Here is a 22,450-nt window from a genome sequence, read left to right on the forward strand (position 1 = left end):
GTGCAATGCTAAACTTGCATTGGCAATACGTTCTATGGTTTCTTTATTTATATGCACTACACGAAGGCTATACTTGTATCCGTATCAACAGTAGCACTTATTTGGGCCCTCAACCGTCCCTGGGGTAGCATTCCGGCGTTTGGACCATTACTGAGCCCATTTGTTGGCTTCTGGCAGAATGCCGAAACAATTAATACGGCCGATGAAGACGTAATACTCAAGGGTACAGAAGCGCCCGTCACGGTTATTTTTGATGATCTGGCTATTCCGCACGTATTTGCTCAGAATGACCACGATGCCTATTTTGCGCAGGGCTATCTTACCGCCCGCGACCGGCTCTGGCAAATGGAGTTTCAGACTCATGTCGCTGCTGGTCGGCTTGCCGAACTGGTGGGCGAGCGGGCGCTTCCGCTTGATAAGTTCAATCGGGAGATTGGCATGGTCTACGGCGCTGAGCAGGCCGAGAAAGCCATGCTCAGCGATCCTAATTCAAAGCTAATTGCTGAAGCCTATACGGCTGGAGTAAATGCCTGGATCTCAAACCTGAGTCCTGCCAATTATCCTATAGAATATAAATTGCTGGGGTACACGCCCGAGCCCTGGACAACGTTGAAATGCGCCCTGTTGCTCAAAGCGATGACCAGTACGTTGGCCAGTGGCGCCGATGATCTTCAAATGAGCAACGTCCGGCGTGTGTTTGGGGCCGCCGTTACCAATGACCTCTTTCCTGACTACCCCGATCATGAAGACCCAATTATTCCCCCCGGTACTAAATGGGAGTTTAAACCATTGAACATACCGGATTCAGCAGATTCGTTGCCGATCAACGAGCCTCTTGCCCTGAACTGGCCTGCGCGCGACCCGGCCATCGGCAGCAATAACTGGGCCGTTGGGGCACAGAAATCAGCAACGGGTTACCCCATACTCGCCAATGATCCGCACTTAACGCTTAGTTTGCCCTCGATCTGGTACCAGATTCAACTGGTTTCGCCTACGATGAATGCCTGCGGTACGTCGTTGCCGGGGTCGCCAGGCGTAATAATCGGGTTCAATAAAGACATTGCCTGGGGCGTCACGAACGTTGGTGCCGACGTACTGGATTTTTATAAGATCCGTTTCCGGGATGCCAGCAAGCAGGAATACCTGCACGGTGGAAAGTGGAAGCCAGTTCACCGTCGGCTGGAAGTGATCAAAGTAAAAGGTAAGCCAGATATTATTGATACAGTTTATTACACGCACCACGGCCCAATTGTCAATCAGGCAGGCCAACGAGGGTTTCGGGCTAATATTCCGTCGGGTTACGCGGCTCGCTGGATTGCGCACGAACCTACGAATGAACTCCGGGCCTACTATTTATTGAACCGGGCCAAAAATTACGATGACTACGTAGCGGCTCTGGCTTATTATGGGGCACCCGCTCAAAATTTTGTCTTCGCGGATGTTAACAAAGACATCGCCATTTCGCCCAATGGTAAATACCCATTGAAATGGAGAGAACAAGGCAAGTATTTGCTCGATGGTACGAATCCCGCTCACGATTGGCAGGGCTGGATTCCACCCGCTCAAAATCCCCGTGTTAAAAATCCACCGAGAGGCTTTGTGAGTTCAGCCAATCAATTCTCTACCGATCCAACCTATCCTTATTATATAAATTGGCAGTTTGCTCCCGCCGAACGCGGTATGCGTATTAATCAGCGGCTGACGGCTATGCCACGCGTTACGGTCGATAGCATGCGTCAGTTGCAAAATGACTTGTATAATCTTCGAGCGGCTACAACGCTGCCTGCGCTTCTCCCCGCCTTAAAAGCCTCTGAATTAAAAGGCGAATATGCGAAAGCGCTAAATACATTGACTATCTGGACGTATCAAAATGATACGAGTTCGATTGGGGCCACGATTTTTACCGAATGGAACCGTCAATTGATGGATGCTATCTGGAAAGACGAGTTTGATCGTGGCGATACATTATTGACGCGTTTACCCAGTTTCGATCGAACGATGCAGCTCATTCAACGAGATTCTACTTCTCATTGGCTTGACAATGTAAATACACCAGCTCACGAGTCATTATCCGACGTATTGATCCAGAGCTTCCGAACTTCCTGTGACACGCTGGCTAAAAAGCATGGCCCCATTGGCCCAGCCTGGGCCTGGGGGAAACATAAGGCTACTTCGATCCGGCATCTGGTGCCTGGTTTGGATGCTTTCAGCGCACTAAATGTCCAGATGGGAGGGGGAGCCGGGATTGTGAATGCTACGACCGAGCGTACGGGCCCATCCTGGCGCATGGTTGTTGAGCTGGGGCCGCAACCCAAAGCGTACGGCGTCTATCCGGGCGGGCAGTCGGGTAATCCGGGCAGTCCATATTATCAGGATATGATTGAAACCTGGCGAATGGGTAAGTTGAATGAGCTTCTCTTTCTACAATCGGCGCAGGATAAAAATCCACGTATCAAACGAAGAATGATTTTGAAATAATGCGGCCGATCGGCGTTCCGATGGAAAGCCGCTTTTATAGACACCTTACTGCGGCTTTTAGCCGCGTTACATATATGATTGAAGTCCTGCTCATTGCCATACTCAGTTTAGTGGCCCAATTGGTACTCCCTTGGTGGAGTCTGGCTATCGTTTCTTTTCTCGTTTGCTTCTGGCGCAGTGAGAAGGCTGGACAAGCGTTTTTTTATGGTTTTTATGGCATTGCAGTCGTATGGTTGATTTACGCTTTGCTCATTCACTTCCGAACAGATGGAATTTTTACGGGGCGAATGAGTGAATTGCTTTTTAAAATGAACAGTAAAGTTCTACCAGGCCTTGTAACGGCTATTTTAGGTGGTTTAGTCGGTGGGTTGTCTGGGTTATCGGGATTCTATATCAAACAGGCAACTGGAAAACAAATTATAAATCATAGGACGTAGCCGCAACGGCGCGGGGTAGCTTGTGCCAACCGTTCGTAATTTCCTCTACCTTTGTAAGATAAACTTGTCACTAACCAATCCGTTTACTGTGAAGAATGCCTCGTTAGTTCTGAATGTCGTCCTGACAATTGCCGTAGCCGTTCTGTATTATTTACATTTTAAAGACCGCCAGCCCGAAGCGGCTTCTCCTGTAAAAACACCAACCGAAGCGAAAGGCAGATCTATTGTGTACGTGAACGTCGATTCACTATTAACCAAATACGACTATTTTAAAGATACTCAGAAAGTACTCGAAAGTAAGCGGTTCCAATTAGAGAATGATCTTGCTGGAAAGGGTCGGAATCTGCAAAATAAAGTAGCGTTCTTTCAACAGCGGGCTGCTACGATGACGCAGGAGCAAGGCCGGGCAACCGAAGCTGCTCTTCAGAAAGAGCAGCAGGATATTCTGGCTTATCGCGAACGGGCGGCCCAAAATCTGGCTGCTGAAGAGCAAAGCAAAAACAAGCAGTTATACGATCAGATCTACGATTATCTGAAGAAGATAAACGGTCAGAACAAATACGAATTCGTGTTGGGGTACACAAAAGGGGGTGGCATCCTGTTCGCCGACCCATCGGTTGATCAGACGAAAGCGATTCTGGATGGTCTGAACAAAGAATATACCGCCAAACAAACGAAAAAATAACCTTTTCCGGCTGCATCAGTGGCCTCTGACAATAAAAATCCGGCTTGTTGAACATTAGTGTTCAACAAGCCGGATTTGTTTATAAACCAGCTTTAAATTTATTTCCTTGGATAAACCTCCTTAGAGTTTCCGGTGTTCTTTCACTTACCCGATTACCTTTGTGACCCTATTAACCTATTTTGACGTATCGATACTTATATCATACATCATGTATTATATACCAGTATATGGCCTCTGCTTCAATTGTTAAACAAGTTGATATCCGCAATCGGCGGGCGTCATTCGAATATGCGTTTTTAGAAACGTATACGGCCGGTATTGTCTTGACTGGAACCGAGATTAAATCAGTCAGGCAGGGAAAAGTGAATTTACAGGATGCTTATTGTCTGATTCATGGCGAAGAGCTTTTTATCCGCCAAATGAGCATTTCAATTTATACCGAAGGCACTCATTACAACCACGAACCACTTCGCGACCGCAAACTTCTATTGACCAAACGTGAGATTAAACGGCTTACGGAGAAGCTTAAGGATCAAGGTCTTACAATCGTTCCTATTCGGCTTTTTACAAATGAGCGCGGCTTTGCCAAAGTGGAGATCGCGCTGGCCAAAGGAAAGAAACTTTACGATAAGCGTGATAGTATAAAGGAACGTGACGTAGAGCGGGAGATGCAGCGGGAGCGGTATTAATTAGTAGTTGATAGTCCTTTGTCATGAGTCAATAGTAACCAATGTAGTGAAAACTCTTGACTAACCACTGATGACTATCGACTCTTGATCAATGACTAAATTTTTCACAACTATTGCCGTTATGTGGATAACTCTGTAACTTGCTACCGTACAGAGGCATTCAAACGCGATATGGGTAGGAAAGTATTAGTCTTAAATCAAGATTACAGTGCCTTCAGCATCTGCTCCGTTCCTAAAGCATTCTTGCTGGTTTATTTAGACAAAGCAGAATTGGTTGCCGAATCTGAGCAATTTATGCTCCGAACCGTCTCCGCCGAGTTTCCGATGCCAACCGTCATCCGCTTGCATCGGTACATAAGTCTACCTTATAAGGGTGTGATGCTAACCCGGCAAAATATCTTCAAACGTGACGGCCATCATTGTCAGTATTGCGGAACGACGGAGGATCTAACGCTCGACCACGTATTGCCAAAGTCACGAGGAGGGAAAACCAGTTGGGATAACCTCACTACTGCCTGTAAACGGTGCAATTCACGGAAAGGTGATTATACTCCAGATGAAGCCAATCTAAAACTGCGACAGAAACCTTTCAAACCAACGTTTCTGGTCTTTTTGCGTGAGTTTTCGGGTTCTCTGGAACAAAGCTGGATGCCATTTTTAACTAAAAAGGAAAAAGCGTTTAAATAAACAAGAAGAGAAGGAAGACGGGTTGCAAAAGGAAATGGGAAATGCTTGGGCAAATCCTTTCTCCTTCTGCTACCCGTCTTTTCTTTTAGCCTCTATGTCAAAGACTTTTGGTTATTTCGAAACTTTTTTCAAAAAGCAATTGCTATCTTTGCAGTCCTTTTTTGAAGGAAATATTTCTATAACTAAAGTCAGCCCGCCATTGACCCACGGGCTGATGTACCTAGTGGGTCAGGACAAATTTTTTTATGAGCAAAACGCAGCAACGCGAACTGCCGGCATTTGATTGGGACCGGGCAGACAACAAAGGGTTTGGTAGTGGCTATTCGGTTGAAGAACACAACCGGATGTTGGAACTGTACGACAATACGTTGTCGGAGGTTAAAGAGAAAGAAGTAGTAATGGGAACCGTCGTTGGGATAACAGATCGGGAAGTACTACTCAACATTGGATTCAAGTCGGACGGCTTGGTACCAGCTTCTGAATTCCGGGATATGCCGGAGTTGAAGATGGGTGATGAAATTGAAGTTTACGTAGAAAATCAGGAAGACCCCAATGGTCAGTTGGTGCTTTCGCGCAAAAAAGCGAAGGTTATAACGGCTTGGCAGAAAATCCAGCGTGCACTGGACGAAGACCTCGTTATCGATGGCTTTGTGAAGCGCCGGACGAAGGGTGGTCTGATTGTCGATATTTTCAGCATAGAAGCTTTCTTGCCAGGTTCGCAGATCGACGTGAAGCCGATCCGGGATTTCGACATTTTTGTCGGCAAGAAAATGGAGGTTAAAGTCGTCAAGATCAATTATGCTAATGACAACGTCGTTGTTTCGCACAAAGTCCTGATTGAGAAAGACCTCGAAGCACAACGCGCCCAAATCCTGAACAACCTCGAAAAAGGTCAGGTACTGGAAGGTGTTATCAAGAACATGACAAACTTCGGCGTGTTCATCGATCTGGGTGGTGTAGATGGTCTGTTGCACATCACGGATATTTCGTGGGGCCGCATCAGTCACCCATCCGAAGTACTTCACCTCGACCAGAAGGTCAATGTGGTTGTATTGGACTTCGACGAAGACAAGAAACGTATCTCACTGGGCATGAAACAACTTCAGGCTCACCCATGGGATGCGCTTGCTGAAGACATTCAGGTTGGTTCGAAAGTAAAAGGTAAAATTGTTAACGTAGCTGATTACGGTGCATTCCTCGAAATCCAACCGGGTGTCGAAGGACTGATCCACGTATCAGAAATGTCGTGGTCGCAGCATTTGCGTAACCCACAGGAATTCCTGAAAGTTGGTGATGAAGTTGAAGCACAAGTGCTGACACTTGACCGGAACGACCGCAAAATGTCGTTAGGGATCAAACAACTGACCGAAGATCCATGGACTCGTCCAGAACTACGTACTAAATACGCAGTTGGTACGAAGCATAAAGGTATGGTACGCAACCTGACCAACTTCGGCCTGTTCCTCGAACTGGAAGAAGGCATCGATGGGCTGGTACACGTATCGGATCTTTCGTGGACCAAGAAAATCAAACATCCATCGGATTTCATCAAGGTTGGTGACGAACTTGAAGTCGTTGTACTTGAACTGGACGTTGATAATCGTCGTCTGGCACTAGGTCACAAGCAACTCGAAGAAAATCCTTGGGATACGTTTGAAACCGTATTTGCCGTTGGTACAATTCACCGTTGCACGATCCTGAGCAAAAATGATAAGATGGCTACACTCGAACTGCCTTACGGCATCGAAGGCTTCTCGTCGCTCAAGAATCTTGGTAAAGAAGACGGTACATTTGCCGAAGTTGGTGAAACGCTTGATTTCAAAGTAACCGAATTCTCGAAAGAAGAGAAGCGGATTATGCTTTCGCATACGAAAACGTGGCAGGAGAAAAATGAGCCAGTTAAAGAGCAGAAAGCGCCTAAGGCTGCCACTGCGAAAGCGGCTACCACACCAGCTGCGGCTGAGCGTGGTGCTACGTTAGGCGATCTTGATGCCTTGGCTGCGTTGAAAGAGCAAATGGAAGGACGTAACTAAGTTACTCTTTATAACACGATAGAATACCCCTGAGCTTTTCAGCTCAGGGGTATTTTTTTGTACCAACCTTATTGACGTAAACGATAAAACCCTATCTTTGCACTCCCGAATATATGACCTGTCATTTATTCGGGAATAAGTAGGGTTCCGTGGCCGAGTGGCTAGGCAGAGGTCTGCAAAACCTCGTACAGCGGTTCGAATCCGCTCGGAACCTCCCGATACAAGTAGTTATCTATCTAATTCGCCATTTTGCTGCTACTCTGGTTGAGTTCTGGCAAGATGGCTTTTTTTTAGTATAAACATCACTCCTAAGAGATTATTAGCTGCCATGAACTCTGTTTATATTCTTCGTTAATTAGAAAGAATATAAATAAAAACGACGGTTCAAATAACTAAACGCCAACTTTTGCCTATACAGTAATCGTGTCGTACTTTTGGTCGCTAATAAAAAGGCATTGGTGATTATGTTGATTCACTCAATTAATATAGTTCAAAAAATGAGTTGTTTATATAAGCTTTGCGGGGCCGTTGTTTTATCGTTGATGCTGTTGCTTTCCAACAGTCAGGTAAAGGCACAAGACTCAGCTAGTGCCCCAGCCGCAGCGGCTCCAGCCGGCGGTGGTGGTGGTGATGTAGAAAAAGGAAAGACGTTGTTTACCAATAACTGCGCCCAGTGTCATTCAATAACGGCCGAAAAAGTTGTTGGGCCTGGTTTGAAGGGAATCGAGAGTCGGACCCCTGGAAAAGATTGGTTACACAAATGGATTCGGAATTCGTCGGCTGTAATTGCGTCTGGTGACGCATACGCCAATCAGGTATTCAATGCCAACGGTAAAGTTCAGATGTCGAGCTTCCCAAGTTTATCGGATGCCGACATTGATGGAATTCTAGCTTACATTGCTCAAGGTGATAAGCCGGCAGTCGCTAGTACGGGAGGTGATACTAGTAAAAATACGGAAGGTACAGGTGGGGGATCTGCATCGGTTGGTGGCCCATCTGAACTCTTCACTTTTGTATTGATTGCCCTTCTGGTAATTATGTTGTTGGTTTTGGGTGTTCTGCTCGTGATCGTGACGATTTTGTCAAAAGCGGTATCGCCAGTAACCACAACAGATGGTACTCAAATTCCTTCTTCCTTTGGCCAACGAATGAAAACTGGCTTATCGGATGCCTTTAACAACCCAACGCTACGTTCAGTCGTAATCTGGTTATTTCTTCTGGTGGTAACGAAAGCAACAATCGACGGCGCCTACAGTGTGGGTATCCAACAGGGCTATGCGCCAAAGCAACCAATTGCTTATTCGCACAAACTTCACGCTGGTCAATATAAAATCGACTGTAATTACTGCCACACAGGTGCTCAGAAGGGTAAAAGTGCCACTATACCTGCGGCAAATATCTGTATGAACTGCCATGGCGTCATTAAGAAAGAGTCGCCGGAAATTCAAAAGATTTATACGGCAATCGAAAATAACCAGCCGATTGAATGGATTCGTGTTCACAATCTACCCGATCTGGCTTACTTCAACCACGCTCAACACGTAAACGTAGGTAATGTAGCCTGTCAGACTTGCCACGGTGAAATCGAGAAGATGGAAGTGGTTGAAGCACGTTCATCATTGACGATGGGCTGGTGTATCGACTGTCACCGCCGGACTGAAGTGAACACTAAAGACAACGCCTACTACGATAAATTGGTAGCTCTTCATCGGAAAGAAAGTAAAGAACCACTGAAAGTAGCTAATATTGGTGGTCTGGAATGCTCCAAATGCCACTATTAACCCACCGTGCCTGGATAGGGCAGCTCAACCAATAGGTACTTACCGCATACAACACGCATGGAAAATACATCTAAACGGTATTGGAAAGGGGTTGAAGAGTTACGCAACGATGCTACGTTCGTAAAGAACGCGAATAGCGAGTTTGCTAACCCTGACCTGAGCGAATCATCAAATGACCTGGAAGGGTTGCTTGGGGGTTCAAACACCCAACGCCGTGACTTTTTGAAAGTAATGGGCTTTGGTATGGCTGCTGTATCACTGGCTGCCTGCGAAACGCCCGTCCATAAAGCGATTCCGTATATTAGTAAGCCGGAATTTACATTTCCCTCTATTTCTGATTATTACGCATCTACTTTTATTGAAGGTGGCGACTATACTGCTATTCTGGTAGAAACCCGCGAAGGGCGTCCTATAAAAATAGAAGGCAATCCATCTTCGAGCGTATCTAAGGGGGCCACTACTGCCCGTACTCAGGCGTCGGTTCTTTCTCTTTATGATATAGATAAGCTTAAAGGGCCTAAACGAGGTGAAACAGATATCGACTGGACTACTGCCGATCGTGAAATAGTAAATCAACTGAATTCGGTCGCTGGGAAAGGGGCTGCCGTACGTATCGTTACATCAACAATAATCAGCCCTACTACAAAAGCGGTTATTGCCGATTTTATTGCAAAATATCCAACTGCCCAGCATATTACATATGATGCTAACTCTGTTTTTGGCCTTATTCAGGCAAATCAGGCATCATTTGGCAAAGCAGTCGTTCCAACGTATGATTTCAGTAAAGCCAATACGATTGTTGGTATAAATGCTGATTTTCTGGGTACCTGGATAGCGCCTATCGAATACATGGGGGCTTATGCTAAAGGTAGAAAGATAGGTGCCATCGGTGGCGGGAAGAAAACCATGTCACGGCATTATCAATTTGAAACCGGACTTTCATTAACGGGTTCTAATGCTGATTATCGCTCACCCATCAAACCATCTCAGGAAGGTTTGGTCGTAGCTGCACTTTACAATAAGGTCGCTGCTAAACTGGGTGGAACACCTATTGGTACCGCATCTGTCACAATTCCTCACTTGGATAAAGCTGCTACTGACCTTGCTAATTCGCGAGGTAAGGCATTAGTGGTATCTGGCTCCAATGATCCTAATGTACAAATTGTCGTTAATGCGCTGAACAACCTATTAGGGAGCTACGGCACAACGATTGATATTAACTTACCGGTTAATTATCGCCAGGGCAACGACCAGCAGATGAATGCCTTTATCAATGAGGCAAAAGCTGGTCAGGTGGGGGCAGTTCTTTTCTTTGCGGCCAATCCAGTATATAATCATCCCCGAGGTGCTGAACTCGCCGAAGCACTACCAAAAATAGCCTTATCTGTTTCATTCGCTGATCGCGCCGATGAGACTGCGTCGTTGGCAAAGTATATTACACCAGCACCACATTTTCTGGAGTGCTGGGGCGATGCTGAACCAAAGCAGGGTTTTTATAGCGTCATGCAGCCTGCTATTACCCTTATTTTTAAAACCCGCCAGTTTGAATCTAGCTTGCTGACTTGGAGTGGTAAGTCAGCTGATTATCAGGCTTACCTGAAAAGTCACTGGCTTTCAGCTCAGTATCCAAAAGCCTCAGGCTTTAGCTCATTTGAAGCTTTCTGGGTACAATGCTTGAACGATGGCGTGTTCGAGCCCGGTAAAAATCAGGCTGCTACAGGCACTGTTACTTTTGCAGGAAACGTAGCGCAGGCCGCTGCAGGGATAACTCAACGCTATAAGCCAACGACCGGCATGGAGCTGGGTTTGTATGAAAAAGTTGGCGTTGGTACGGGTGCCATGGCTAACAATCCCTGGTTACAAGAGTTACCAGATCCTGTTTCCAAAGCTTGCTGGGACAATTATGCGGCTATTTCGCAAAAAACGGCCAAAGCGATGGGCGTTGCTCAGAATGACATGGTCACTGTTTCAGTAAATGGCAAGTCAATAGAGTTGCCCGTGTTGATTCAACCTGGTCAGGCGGACGATACAGTTTCAGTTGCCATTGGTTACGGACGTGAAAAGGCAGGAAAGTCGGCAAACGGTGTAGGCAAGAATGCTTTTCCATTTGTGGCTATTACAGATGGATATGCTACCTACTCAGCGGTTAATGTTAAAGTAGAAAAGGCAAGCGGTAAGCATGAGATCGCTCAGACGCAAACGCACGATACGGTTATGGGGCGTCGGGCAGTCCTACAGGAAGCTAGATTGGCTGCCTATCAGAAAGATCCGAAAGCTGGTCGTTACGAGCCTAAAGTGCAAACGTCAGTAGGGCCAACTGATCCTACGGATATTACGCTCTGGAACGGCTACGGTAAACCGAATCACTCATGGGGTATGGTCATTGACCTGAACTCCTGTATCGGGTGCGGAACTTGTGTTGTTGCCTGTAATGCGGAAAACAACATCCAGGTTGTAGGTCGCCAGGAAGTGATTAACCGTCGCGAGATGCACTGGATGCGGATTGACCGTTATTATAGTAGTGATGCTGAAGCCGAAGATTACTCGGCTTTGGAAGTCGCTTCAGCTAATCCAGAAGTTACGTTCCAGCCGATGCTTTGCCAGCATTGTAGCAACGCTCCCTGCGAAACGGTTTGTCCAGTTCTTGCTACGACGCACAGTACAGAAGGGTTGAACCAAATGACTTACAACCGTTGTATTGGTACACGTTACTGTGCGAACAACTGCCCGTATAAAGTGCGCCGGTTTAACTGGTTTAAATACCATGACAATGATAATTATGATTATCATTTCAATAATGACCTCGGTAAGATGGTCATCAACCCTGATGTGACGGTTCGTTCCCGTGGCGTTATCGAAAAGTGTTCATTCTGTGTACAACGGATTCAGGAAACCAAATTGACGGCGAAAAAGGAACGCCGTCGGTTACTACCCGACGAAGTTCAAACAGCTTGTGCGCAATCTTGTCCTACAAGTGCTATCATTTTTGGTGATATGAACAACCCAGAAAGCACAATTTCTAAGATACGTGAAGTTGAAGTCGAAGGCCGTGCTTTCCATGTGCTGGAAGAAATCAACGTAAGGCCTCAAATTTCATATCTGACGAAGATTCGTAATAAGGACGAAGAGCCGAAGCAAAATAAAAATGCTACACAAGAATCAAACGAAGTAAGTTAATTACGGTTGAGAGTGGTAGATAATTGATTTTGAACAATGTGCTACCACAAATCGTAAATTCGTACATCATAAATCATACATCGTAAATTAGTAAGATATATGTCGCATGTAACATCAGCCGTTAGAACTCCTCTTGTCACCGGTGGCAAAACCTATGCCGATGTGACGGAAGATATCAGCAGACAGGTTGAGGGAGCTCCCACCCGTGAGTGGACTATTGCCTTCACCATCTCGGTGGTTGTGCTACTTTACGGAACCGCCTGTGTATTTTGGACTTGGTGGGAAGGATTAGGCGTTTGGGGTCTAAACAAAACTGTTGGCTGGGCGTGGGATATCACGAACTTCGTTTGGTGGGTTGGTATCGGGCATGCTGGTACGTTAATTTCAGCGATTTTGCTTCTTTTCCGTCAGAAATGGCGGACTGCTGTAAACCGGGCTGCTGAAGCCATGACCATCTTCGCCGTTTTGTGTGCTGCCAGCTTTATCTTGATGCACATGGGTCGTCCATGGTTAGCTTATTGGGCTTTACCATTACCAAATACCTTTGGTTCTTTGTGGGTTAACTTCAAATCACCACTTGTATGGGACGTATTTGCTATCAGCACGTATTTTACTGTGTCGTTAGTATTCTGGTACATGGGTCTGTTACCAGATTTAGCCACGATTCGTGACCGGGCTCGTAGTAAAGTATCTCGGTATATTTACGGTGCGTTTTCGCTAGGATGGAATGGTTCTGCTAAAACGTGGGCGCGTTATGAATACATGAGCTTGATCTTAGCTGGTCTCTCTACTCCACTTGTGTTGTCAGTACACACGATTGTAAGTATGGACTTTGCCACCTCGGTTATTCCAGGTTGGCACACGACTATCTTCCCTCCTTATTTCGTTGCTGGTGCTATTTTCTCGGGTTTTGCAATGGTACAAAACTTGGTTCTTATTATCCGGGTCGTTTTCAAATTGGAAGATTATATTACGATCGAGCACATCGAATCAATGAACAAAGTCATTACACTGACTGGCTCGATTGTAGGTGTTGCTTATCTGACAGAATTCTTCATCGCCTGGTATTCAGGGGTTGAGTTTGAAAGCTACGCTTTTATTAACCGGGCAACAGGACCATATTGGTGGGCATACTGGGCTATGATGACCTGTAACGTAATTACACCACAGCTATTCTGGTCACGTGCAATTCGCCGTAGTATTGTGTGGACTTTTGTTCTATCTGTTATTGTAAATATCGGTATGTGGTTTGAGCGGTTCGTAATTATCGTAACATCACTTCACCGCGATTACCTGCCATCAAGCTGGGCTATGTTCCACCCAACTTTGTTTGACATTAGCGATTACATTTTCTCGTTTGGTTTCTTCTTCACGTTATTTCTGTTATTCTCGAAATTTTTGCCAGTAGTGAATATGGCAGAAGTGAAAACAGTAATCAAGTCGTCTTCTGAAAGATTACCGGTTTCAGTGTCGGGAGTTGCTAAAGGGGAGCGCGTTGCTAACCCTACGTTTAACAAAAACATAGAGTAAACGTAATTCTGGCCCGGTCGTCCGGTGCAAACATCAAATAATAATTACTGATCATGTCAGATGTAAATGGTAGCGGTAAATTCTTGGTCGGCATCTACGACGATGACGACGTAGTACTGAAGGCCGTTAAAGATGTAAAAAACGCAGGTGTGCGAATTCACGAAGTTTATACGCCTTTTCCTATTCATGGACTAGATGTTGCACTCGGTCATCCACGCACGCGGCTGGGAATTGCTGCTTTTCTGTTTGGCTTGTCTGGTACATTAACCGCATTGGCGCTTACTTTCTATACGGAAGGCTATGACTGGCCGATGGTTGTTGGTGGTAAAGACTCGTACTCACCAGTCGTATACGTACCAGTTATTTTTGAATTGACAGTTCTTTTCTGTGCATTAGGTATGGTTGGTACTTTCCTTGTTTCGAACGGTCTTGGACCAACTGTAAAGCCGTTGATGTATGACCTTAGGACAACCGATAACAAGTTTGCTATGGCTATAGATCTGGGCAAAAACAATATTGGCGAGAGCACTATTGAGCAGATTCTGAAAAAATCAGGTGCTGCTGAAGTAAATGTTAAGCAGTTCTAATGTTCAGCATAAAGATGATTACTAAACATACGAGCATAACAGCATTAGCTATTGTTGGACTTCTATTTGTAGGGAGTGCCTGCAAGAAAGGACACGATAATACGGGAGTTGTTTATGCACCCCAAATGTATGAGCCTGTAGGTTACGAACCTTACAGACAGAGTCGCGCAAATACTATCAATGTGCGGGAAAACGGTCTGAACATGCGCCTTCCGGCGCGCGGTACTGTCGCCCGACCTAACTACCATACCACATTTGGTACCGGAGCAAATAAGACGACGGATCTGATGATGTACAATATTCCTGCAGATAGTATTGGTATTGCAGAAAGAGTGTTGACTAATCCAATTGCAGATTCAGAAAAAATGCAGGCTGAGGGTCAAGTTTTATACACTCGTTATTGTAGTCATTGTCATGGTGCTACAGGTAAGGGCGACGGGCCAGTGGCTAAGGAGTACAAAGGTGTTCCCAACTATTCAACCGATGCCTATAAAACCATGAATGACGGTCATATTTTCCATGTTATCACGCATGGAAAGGGTCGGATGTGGCCACATGGCTCGCAAATTACTCCAGAAGATCGGTGGAAGATCGTACAATACGTACATAAACTTCAGCAAGGATAAATTTAACATTTGACTTAAACTACTGATAAGCTTCAGAAAAGTTAACGTCAAACGTCTTTTTATAAATTGACAAATAATTAAGAATGGCATCGGCTCACGCAATACCGTCCTTAGACGAAGAATTTGAATTTACTGCCGAATCCAAGCGTCGGTTACTGATCGGCATTGGAATCGGCGTGGCTTTGGTTGCGATTGGTGCCTATTTGCTGGCATCAGGAGTAGGATCGCACGAAACTCATGCTGTAGCCGCTCATGGAGCTGGTGACCATGAAGGTGGACATCATGCTTACAAGTGGACTAACCGTTTGTGGGCAAACGTATGGTTGAACGCCATTTATTTTACAGGTGCATCGGTTATTGGCATGTTTTTTATGTCCTATAACTATTTGGCCCAAGCTGGCTGGTCAGTAGCCTTTAAACGTATTCCTGAAGCAATGCCAGCTTATTTGCCCTTTATGGGATTGGCAGTGCTCCTGACGTTCTTTATCGCTGGTCATGATTTATTTCACTGGACTCATCCAGGCTTATATGATAAAACCAGCCCTGAGTTTGATCCGATTATTAATGGTAAAAAAGGGTTCTTAAATACGCCGTTTTACGTTGGCCGTATAGTAGCCTATTTTGGTCTTTGGTATTTCTTGTGGAATAGATTGCGGACTTTCTCCCTGCAGGAGGATTTATATGGTGGCACAGCTTATTACGAAAAAAGCATCAAGTTTGGGGTTGCCTTCTTGTTAGTGTTTGGTGTAACCTCTTCTACATCTGCTTGGGACTTTGTAATGTCTATTGACACGCACTGGTTTAGCACGATGTTTGGCTGGTATACGTTAGCAAGTTGGCACGTAACGGGTTTGGCTATCATTACCTTAACGGTTGTAACTCTTAAGGAGCGTGGTTACATGCAATGGGTTAACGAAAGCCATTTGCAAGATCTTGGTAAGTTTATGTTTGCTTTCAGTATTTTCTGGACATACGTATGGTTTGCTCAGTTTATGCTGATTTACTACGCTAACTTACCTGAAGAAACTATCTATTATAGAGAACGTTTCAGTGGCTTTGGTGGAATATACAAAGCACCATTCTGGATAACTCTCTTTTTAAACTTTGTATTTCCTTTTCTCGTTTTGATGACTAGGGATGCAAAGCGGACTAACATCATTTTGAAGGTAGCCGCCTGGGGAATTATAATAGGGCATTACTTTGATTTTTATACTAATATCATGCCGGGGACAGTAGGTGAGCATGGAGGCTTTGGACCGATTGAGTTCGGTATGATTTTGATCTTTGCGTGTGGTTTTGTCTGGAGCCTTTATTCGCAATTGACGAAAGCTAACTTGGTGCCTAAAAATCACCCGATGCTGGAAGAGACCTTACACCACGATATTTAATTAATAACCCGTACAAACATGGTTTATATAGTCGCTCTGTTATCGGTAATCTTCCTGGGTTTAGCCGCAATGGTTATATCCCGGATGACTACCGTTGTGAAGAACGCGAACGGCCCGGTAGAAGAAGGTCGTATTGGGCTTAGTAACCGCATTAACGGTATATTATTCGTTGTTTTCTTCGTCGTTGGTTTGATTGCTGCTACTTGGTCATTCCTATATGCCAAGCAATTTTTCTTACCAGAAGCATCGTCTCCTCACGGCCGTCGAACAGATTTCTTGTTCTGGCTTTCAATGAGCATCATTACGGTAGCATTCGTTGTGACAAACGCATTGCTATTCATCTTCGCATGGATGTATCAGCATAAAGAAGGTCGGAAGGCTGCTTATTACCCTGAAAATCACAAACTGGAGTTAATATGGACAGTTATTCCAGCAATTGTGATGGCTGTGATGGTATTTACAGGATGGCGGGCATGGCGAGATATTATGGCGGAAGCTCCTGAAAACGCGCAGGTGTTCGAAATCGTTGGTAAGCAGTTCAACTGGATTGTACGTTATCCAGGTGTTGATAACAACAAGCTTGGTGCTTATAACTATAAGTTGATTGATAATAATAACGATACTGGAATTGATTACACAGATGAGGCTTCATTTGATGACTTTACGTCTACATCTGAGTTACATATTCCTGTCAATAAGCCTATTCTTTTGAAAATACGTGCTCGTGACGTATTACATAGCGTATTCATTCCTCACCTACGTGTGAAGATGGATGCCGTACCAGGTATGCCAACGCGCTTCCAGTTCATGGCCGATAAGACCACCGATGAAATGCGTAATATAACAGGCAATCCGAACTTCGGCTATGAAATTGCTTGTACAGAAGTTTGTGGTCAGGGTCACTTCTCGATGCGTATTCGATTGATCGTTGAGGATGACGCTTCTTGGCAAGCTTGGTGTAAAGAGCAAAAACCACTGTTGACGTCGACACCTGAGTTGGCAGTACGAATTCCGACAAATTTGAAGGCTAAAGCCGCTAAATATTTACCGGCTGATGCGGCACCCGCCCCGGCTGATAGCTCAACGGTTTCAGTAAAACAAACAGGAGGGGGCGCATCAATAGCTAGTGCTGCGCGCCGTTAATTTCTAAAACTACAACAACTCAAATACTATGGCGACTATATCAGCTGATTCGGCAAACGTGGTGCATGCAGTAGAGCATGACCATCATGAGCCGCAAAGTTTTTGGCGCACATACATTTTCTCCGAAGATCACAAAACGATTGCTAAGCAATACCTTATTTCGGGTATAATTTGGTCAGTTGTTGGGATTAGCTTATCGGTAATGTTCCGGCTTCAATTAGGCTTTCCTAATATGAAGTTAGGTTTTCTGCGGCCAATTCTTGGTAGTTGGATTAATGAGACAGATAAATTAGACCCTGATTTTTACCTTGCTCTGGTCACTATGCATGGTACTATCATGGTATTCTTTGTATTGACCGCTGGTTTAAGTGGTACATTCTCCAACTTCCTCATTCCATTACAAGTTGGTGCACGCGACATGGCCTCAGGCTTTCTGAATATGTTATCATATTGGTTCTTCTTTGTCGCCAGTGTGATAATGTTTTCATCCATGTTTATTGAAACAGGACCTGCTGCCGGTGGATGGGTAATTTATCCGCCACTAAGTGCTTTACCACAAGCACATAAGGGCTCAGAGTTAGGTATGACATTATGGTTGCTCAGTATGGCTCTATTCATCGTGTCGCAATTGCTGGGAGGCATCAATTACATCACTACTGTAATTAATTTACGGACACGTGGTATGTCATTCAGCAAGCTTCCATTAACGATTTGGGCTTTCTTCCTAACGGCTGTCTTAGGTTTAATTTCTTTCCCAGTACTATTATCAGCTGCATTGCTGCTTATATTCGACCGTAGCTTTGGCACCAGTTTCTATTTGTCTGAGATTTATATCAAAGGTGAAGCATTGCCGAATGTAGGGGGAAGTCCAATTCTGTTTCAACATTTGTTCTGGTTTTTGGGTCACCCAGAGGTATATATCGTATTACTTCCGGCCTTAGGTATGACCTCCGAAATTATCGCTACGAATGCTCGTAAGCCTATATTTGGTTATCGTGCTATGATTGCGTCTATGATGGGTATTGCCTTTCTCGCGTTCATTGTATGGGCTCACCATATGTTCGTGACAGGAATGAATCCGTTCCTTGGCTCAATATTCATGTTCTTGACGCTAATCATCGCGGTTCCATCAGCGGTTAAGGCTTTTAACTACATTACTACTTTATGGCGTGGGAATATCCGCTTTACGCCAGCTATGCTTTTCTCAATTGGACTAGTATCATTCTTTATATCGGGTGGTCTTACGGGTCTCATTCTGGGTAACTCTGCACTGGATATTCAACTGCACGACACATATTTTGTGGTTGCTCACTTCCACTTGGTAATGGGCGCTGCTTCGGCGTTCGGGTTACTTGCTGGTGTATACCACTGGTTCCCTAAAATGTTTGGCAGACTTCTGAATGAAAAGCTCGGGTATATTCACTTTTGGCTAACATTTATTGGTATATACTTGGTATTCTTCCCAATGCACTACGTTGGTATTGCAGGTTTCCCACGTCGATACTATGCTTTCACAAGCTATGATTTCACGAAGAATATCTTCGCTGATATGAATGCTTTCATTAGCCTGGCCGCCATCTTTACATTTACAGCGCAGTGGGTATTCATTTATAATTTCGTTCATAGTTTAATTAAAGGAAAGAAGTCTCCACAGAATCCGTGGAAATCCAACACTCTGGAATGGACTACACCAATTCAACCAGGGCACGGTAACTGGCCTGGAGAAATTCCTGCAGTTTATCGTTGGCCTTACGATTATAGTAAACCAGGTGCTAAGGATGACTTCATTCCTCAAAACGTGCCGTACTCGCAAACCCCAGAATCCAATCTTCCCCATGAAAATGAGTTAATTGGTCTGGAAAAAGAGATTCAGGCACAAAACCTGAATGATCAGTTCAATCAACCTCATTAATAAACAAGAGCACCGCTTCCGGCGACTGGCGCTTTTAACAGTAATCGTTATTTATCTGCTTATTCTAGCAGGCGGTATTGTTAGGGGCACTGGTTCCGGAATGGGTTGTCCCGACTGGCCTAGATGTTTTGGTCGTTGGATTCCTCCTACTGAAGTCTCTCAATTACCGCCAAACTACCAGGCGATTTATGGAGCAAAGCTTAAAGGAGAAGTTGAGTTTAACGCGGTTAAAACCTGGATAGAATATATCAATAGGCTTTTAGGTGTTTTGTCAGGGTTTCTTGTTTTTGCAACGCTAATTGCTTCTTTATCCTACCTATATAAAGACAAAGTTGTTTTCTGGGGTAGTTTAGCTGCCTTTCTGCTAATTGGAGCAAATGGATGGCTTGGCTCACGTGTGGTAGCTACAGAGTTAGCTCAGTACATGATTACCCTACATTTATTATTAGCTATTGCCGTTGTCTTTGCATTGCTTTTCGTATTAATTCGTTCGAATGCAAATCATTTAAATGCCGGGCCAATAAGTGGAAAAACAACCTCAGTACGTTGGTTACTATTGGTAATGATGATATTGACAATCGGCCAAGTAGTGTTTGGGACGCAAGTTCGGGATGAGTTAGATAAGGTAGTTAAACAACTAGGGTATGCTCAGCGAGAGAGTTGGATTAGTAATTTAGATCTAAGTTTCTATATCCATCGCTCGTTCTCACTTGTAATATTAGCCTTTCATGTGGCGATTATTTATCAGCTTCGCAAACTGACCGAGGCAAGTATATTACCAAAATTGACCAAATCACTCATTACATTGGTCATTGCTGAAATTGGTACCGGTGTAATTATGGCTTACTTAGGCGTACCAGCCATAGCTCAACCCATTCATTTAGTACTAGCGGTACTGATAATCGGTTTACAGTTTGTAGCGTGGTTATTAATGAACCCTGGCTTGATATTGTCTGTACATAATAGAGACGTATCAAGACTCGTAGAAGTATAGTATGGAAAAGACATTAGCTGTAGCTACGTTTAGCGAAAAGGCGAAGGCGTACATTGAGTTAGTAAAATTGAAACTTACACTGGCAGTTGTCTTTTCTGGCGTGTTTGGCTATTGTCTTGCTATAGATCACATTGACTGGTGGAAAATTGTAGTTCTAGTTGTTGCTTCAATAAGCATAACCGGTGCCGCAAACATAATTAATCAAATTATAGAGAAGGACTCGGATAAAGTAATGAAGCGTACTGCTGTCCGTCCTCTGCCTACGGGACGATTAACGGTACGTGAAGCGGCTATTTTTGCATTTATTTTATTTAGTGTAGCCTGTTACTTATTCGTTGAGGTTTTTAACATTCGTGCCGCTGCCCTGGCTGTTTTGTCGTTGTTGCTATATGGCTTTGTTTATACGCCATTAAAACGGAAGGGGCAGATTGCTGTTTTCGTGGGTGCTTTACCAGGCGCGTTTCCGCCAATGATCGGCTGGGTAGCAGCTACTAATCATTTTGGCTGGGCACCAGGTATTTTATTTGCTATTCAGTTTTTTTGGCAGTTCCCGCATTTCTGGGCTATTGGCTGGCTGGCATTTGATGAATATAAAAAAGCAGGCATTCAGATGATGCCCGGCGACGGCAAGACAACCGAGACAGCTTTTCGGATTATGATTTACACGCTGTTTCTAATTCCAGTAGGCTGGTTGCCATATCTACTCGGCATGACTGGTATTAATTCAGCTTTTGTCGCTATGATTGGCGGAATCTTGTTTCTAGCACAAACGTTTCACTTAATGAGAACCTGTACCGATAAGGCAGCTTTGCAAATGATGTTTGGATCATTGCTCTACTTGCCTATTGTACAGATTGTTTACCTTTTAGATAAAGTATAACAACAAATCATGAGTGAATTAGTAAACGATATTTCAATAATCGAGGAGCCAGAGGAAACGCTCTCAATGAATCCTAGAAAATTTATTCTGTGGTTATTCATTGTTAGTATCATTATGCTTTTTGCCGCTATGACCAGCGCCTATTTGGTTCGTAGGGCCGAAGGAAATTGGCTGGAGTATGATATTCCGTCAATATTTACGTATAGTTCGGTAATTTTAGTTGTTAGCAGCCTGACTATGCACTGGGCCTATATGGCTGCAAAAAAAGATAACTTTGGCAGCCTGAAGATAGCGATAACCATTACTTTTGTGCTCGGAGCAATTTTTCTATACATGCAGTTCCAAGGCTGGGTTGAGTTGGTCAACGAAAATGTATTTTTTGTTGGCAATCCAGCGGGTTCATTTATGTATATTTTTACTGGCTTGCATGGATTTCACCTAATTTCGGGTTTGCTGGTGCTAGTCGTTGCTTTAATAGCTTCATTTCGGCTTCGGATTCATGCTAAAAGTTTGAACCAGATTGAAATTGCTGCTACATACTGGCATTTTTTAGACATTTTGTGGTTGTATTTGTTTTTCTTTTTAGTCTATTTTCATTGATAATCTCTTAGACGCATGGCGGCTACTGTAACACACGATACCCTGACAACTGACTCGGAGCAAGTGTTCGACAAAAAAACCTGGATGGGTGGTGTCGAGCCCATGAAAGTAAGCTACGGCAAGCTGATGATGTGGTTCTTCCTAATCTCAGATACGTTTACATTCTCAGCATTGCTGGTAACCTACGGTCTGATTCGGTATAGCTATCCTGCTTGGGACCCAGCCATTTATGGTGAAGTATTCAAATTCTCGAACCTTTACTGGCCTTCACCAGAGCATGTATACAACTCTGTCCCATTCCTGCATGGAGTAGATTTGCCGCTGATTTTTGTCGGTATTATGACATTTATCCTCATCTTCAGTAGCGTTACGATGGTGTTAGCAGTTGAAGCAGGTCACCGGATGGATCAGGCTGACGTTGAGAAATACATGTTATGGACGATTTTAGGCGGTTTTACCTTTTTGGGAAGTCAGGCTTGGGAATGGAGTCACTTTATTCATGGTACTGAAACAGGAACCACTATTAGTGAACTTGTTAATGGACAAACAATTCAGCGGACTATTTTCGGCGCCAATCTGGTCGAAAATCAATATGGTCCCCCAGCTTTTGCCGACTTGTTCTTCTTTATTACGGGTTTTCACGGTACGCACGTATTTAGTGGTGTCGTGTTAAATATCCTAATTTTTTATAGAGCGGCTACTGGCTTATATGCAAGACGTGGCCATTACGAAATGGTTGAGAAAGTAGGTTTATACTGGCACTTTGTCGATTTGGTTTGGGTATTTGTCTTTACATTCTTCTATCTGGTCTAATTACTTTTTT

The 22,450-nt window shown here is 44.4% G+C and carries 18 protein-coding genes and 1 tRNA gene; all 19 read left to right on the forward strand.

What is annotated here, in order from left to right:
- Positions 1–51 precede the first annotated feature (51 nt).
- Entirely contained in the window at positions 52–2,478 is a 2,427-nt protein-coding gene (locus tag BM202_RS10355; RefSeq protein WP_093825654.1) for a penicillin acylase family protein, read from the forward strand.
- 74 nt (positions 2,479–2,552) lie between these two features.
- Positions 2,553–2,915, forward strand: coding sequence for a hypothetical protein (locus tag BM202_RS10360; protein ID WP_093826261.1), 363 nt, complete (start codon positions 2,553–2,555; stop codon positions 2,913–2,915).
- 88 nt (positions 2,916–3,003) lie between these two features.
- Positions 3,004–3,600 carry an OmpH/Skp family outer membrane protein gene (locus BM202_RS10365; RefSeq protein ID WP_093826263.1) on the forward strand — a complete coding sequence of 199 codons (597 nt, stop codon included), beginning with the start codon at positions 3,004–3,006 and terminating at the stop codon, positions 3,598–3,600.
- A 227-nt stretch (positions 3,601–3,827) separates the two neighbouring features.
- Positions 3,828–4,289, forward strand: coding sequence for an SsrA-binding protein SmpB (gene smpB / locus BM202_RS10370; RefSeq protein ID WP_093825656.1), 462 nt, complete (start codon positions 3,828–3,830; stop codon positions 4,287–4,289).
- Positions 4,290–4,460: 171 nt separating this feature from the next.
- Entirely contained in the window at positions 4,461–4,976 is a 516-nt protein-coding gene (locus tag BM202_RS10375; protein WP_093825658.1) for an HNH endonuclease, read from the forward strand.
- A gap of 245 nt (positions 4,977–5,221) precedes the next feature.
- Complete coding sequence (rpsA, locus tag BM202_RS10380; RefSeq protein ID WP_093825660.1) at positions 5,222–7,009, forward strand: 30S ribosomal protein S1; 1,788 nt, start codon at positions 5,222–5,224, stop codon at positions 7,007–7,009.
- A gap of 143 nt (positions 7,010–7,152) precedes the next feature.
- Positions 7,153–7,223: transfer RNA gene (locus BM202_RS10385), tRNA-Cys, on the forward strand.
- Between the two features lie 250 nt (positions 7,224–7,473).
- Entirely contained in the window at positions 7,474–8,790 is a 1,317-nt protein-coding gene (locus tag BM202_RS10390) for a c-type cytochrome (protein ID WP_093825662.1), read from the forward strand.
- A 57-nt stretch (positions 8,791–8,847) separates the two neighbouring features.
- Complete coding sequence (locus BM202_RS10395; protein WP_093825664.1) at positions 8,848–11,967, forward strand: TAT-variant-translocated molybdopterin oxidoreductase; 3,120 nt, start codon at positions 8,848–8,850, stop codon at positions 11,965–11,967.
- Positions 11,968–12,066: 99 nt separating this feature from the next.
- Complete coding sequence (gene nrfD / locus BM202_RS10400) at positions 12,067–13,497, forward strand: NrfD/PsrC family molybdoenzyme membrane anchor subunit (protein ID WP_093825666.1); 1,431 nt, start codon at positions 12,067–12,069, stop codon at positions 13,495–13,497.
- A gap of 53 nt (positions 13,498–13,550) precedes the next feature.
- Positions 13,551–14,084 carry a DUF3341 domain-containing protein gene (locus BM202_RS10405; protein WP_093825668.1) on the forward strand — a complete coding sequence of 178 codons (534 nt, stop codon included), beginning with the start codon at positions 13,551–13,553 and terminating at the stop codon, positions 14,082–14,084.
- 14 nt (positions 14,085–14,098) lie between these two features.
- Entirely contained in the window at positions 14,099–14,710 is a 612-nt protein-coding gene (locus BM202_RS10410; protein ID WP_093826265.1) for a c-type cytochrome, read from the forward strand.
- Between the two features lie 83 nt (positions 14,711–14,793).
- Positions 14,794–16,098 (forward strand): quinol:cytochrome C oxidoreductase, encoded by a 1,305-nt coding sequence (locus BM202_RS10415; protein ID WP_093825671.1) that lies wholly within the window; start codon positions 14,794–14,796, stop codon positions 16,096–16,098.
- A gap of 18 nt (positions 16,099–16,116) precedes the next feature.
- Entirely contained in the window at positions 16,117–17,241 is a 1,125-nt protein-coding gene (locus BM202_RS10420; RefSeq protein ID WP_093825674.1) for a cytochrome c oxidase subunit II, read from the forward strand.
- Positions 17,242–17,269: 28 nt separating this feature from the next.
- Complete coding sequence (locus BM202_RS10425; protein WP_093825678.1) at positions 17,270–19,153, forward strand: cytochrome c oxidase subunit I; 1,884 nt, start codon at positions 17,270–17,272, stop codon at positions 19,151–19,153.
- Positions 19,128–20,147 (forward strand): COX15/CtaA family protein, encoded by a 1,020-nt coding sequence (locus tag BM202_RS10430; protein WP_093825680.1) that lies wholly within the window; start codon positions 19,128–19,130, stop codon positions 20,145–20,147. Before BM202_RS10425 ends, BM202_RS10430 begins: the two co-directional genes overlap by 26 nt.
- 1 nt (position 20,148) lies before the next feature.
- Positions 20,149–21,027, forward strand: coding sequence for a heme o synthase (gene cyoE / locus BM202_RS10435; RefSeq protein ID WP_093825682.1), 879 nt, complete (start codon positions 20,149–20,151; stop codon positions 21,025–21,027).
- Between the two features lie 9 nt (positions 21,028–21,036).
- The gene (locus BM202_RS10440; RefSeq protein WP_093825684.1) at positions 21,037–21,627 is read left to right on the forward strand and encodes a cytochrome c oxidase subunit 3; all 591 of its coding nucleotides are present in this window, start codon (positions 21,037–21,039) and stop codon (positions 21,625–21,627) included.
- A gap of 15 nt (positions 21,628–21,642) precedes the next feature.
- On the forward strand, positions 21,643–22,440 hold the full coding sequence (locus tag BM202_RS10445; RefSeq protein WP_093825686.1) for a cytochrome c oxidase subunit 3: 798 nt from the start codon (positions 21,643–21,645) through the stop codon (positions 22,438–22,440).
- Positions 22,441–22,450: the final 10 nt, after the last annotated feature.

Source organism: Spirosoma endophyticum (assembly GCF_900112365.1).
GTDB lineage: Bacteria > Bacteroidota > Bacteroidia > Cytophagales > Spirosomataceae > Spirosoma > Spirosoma endophyticum.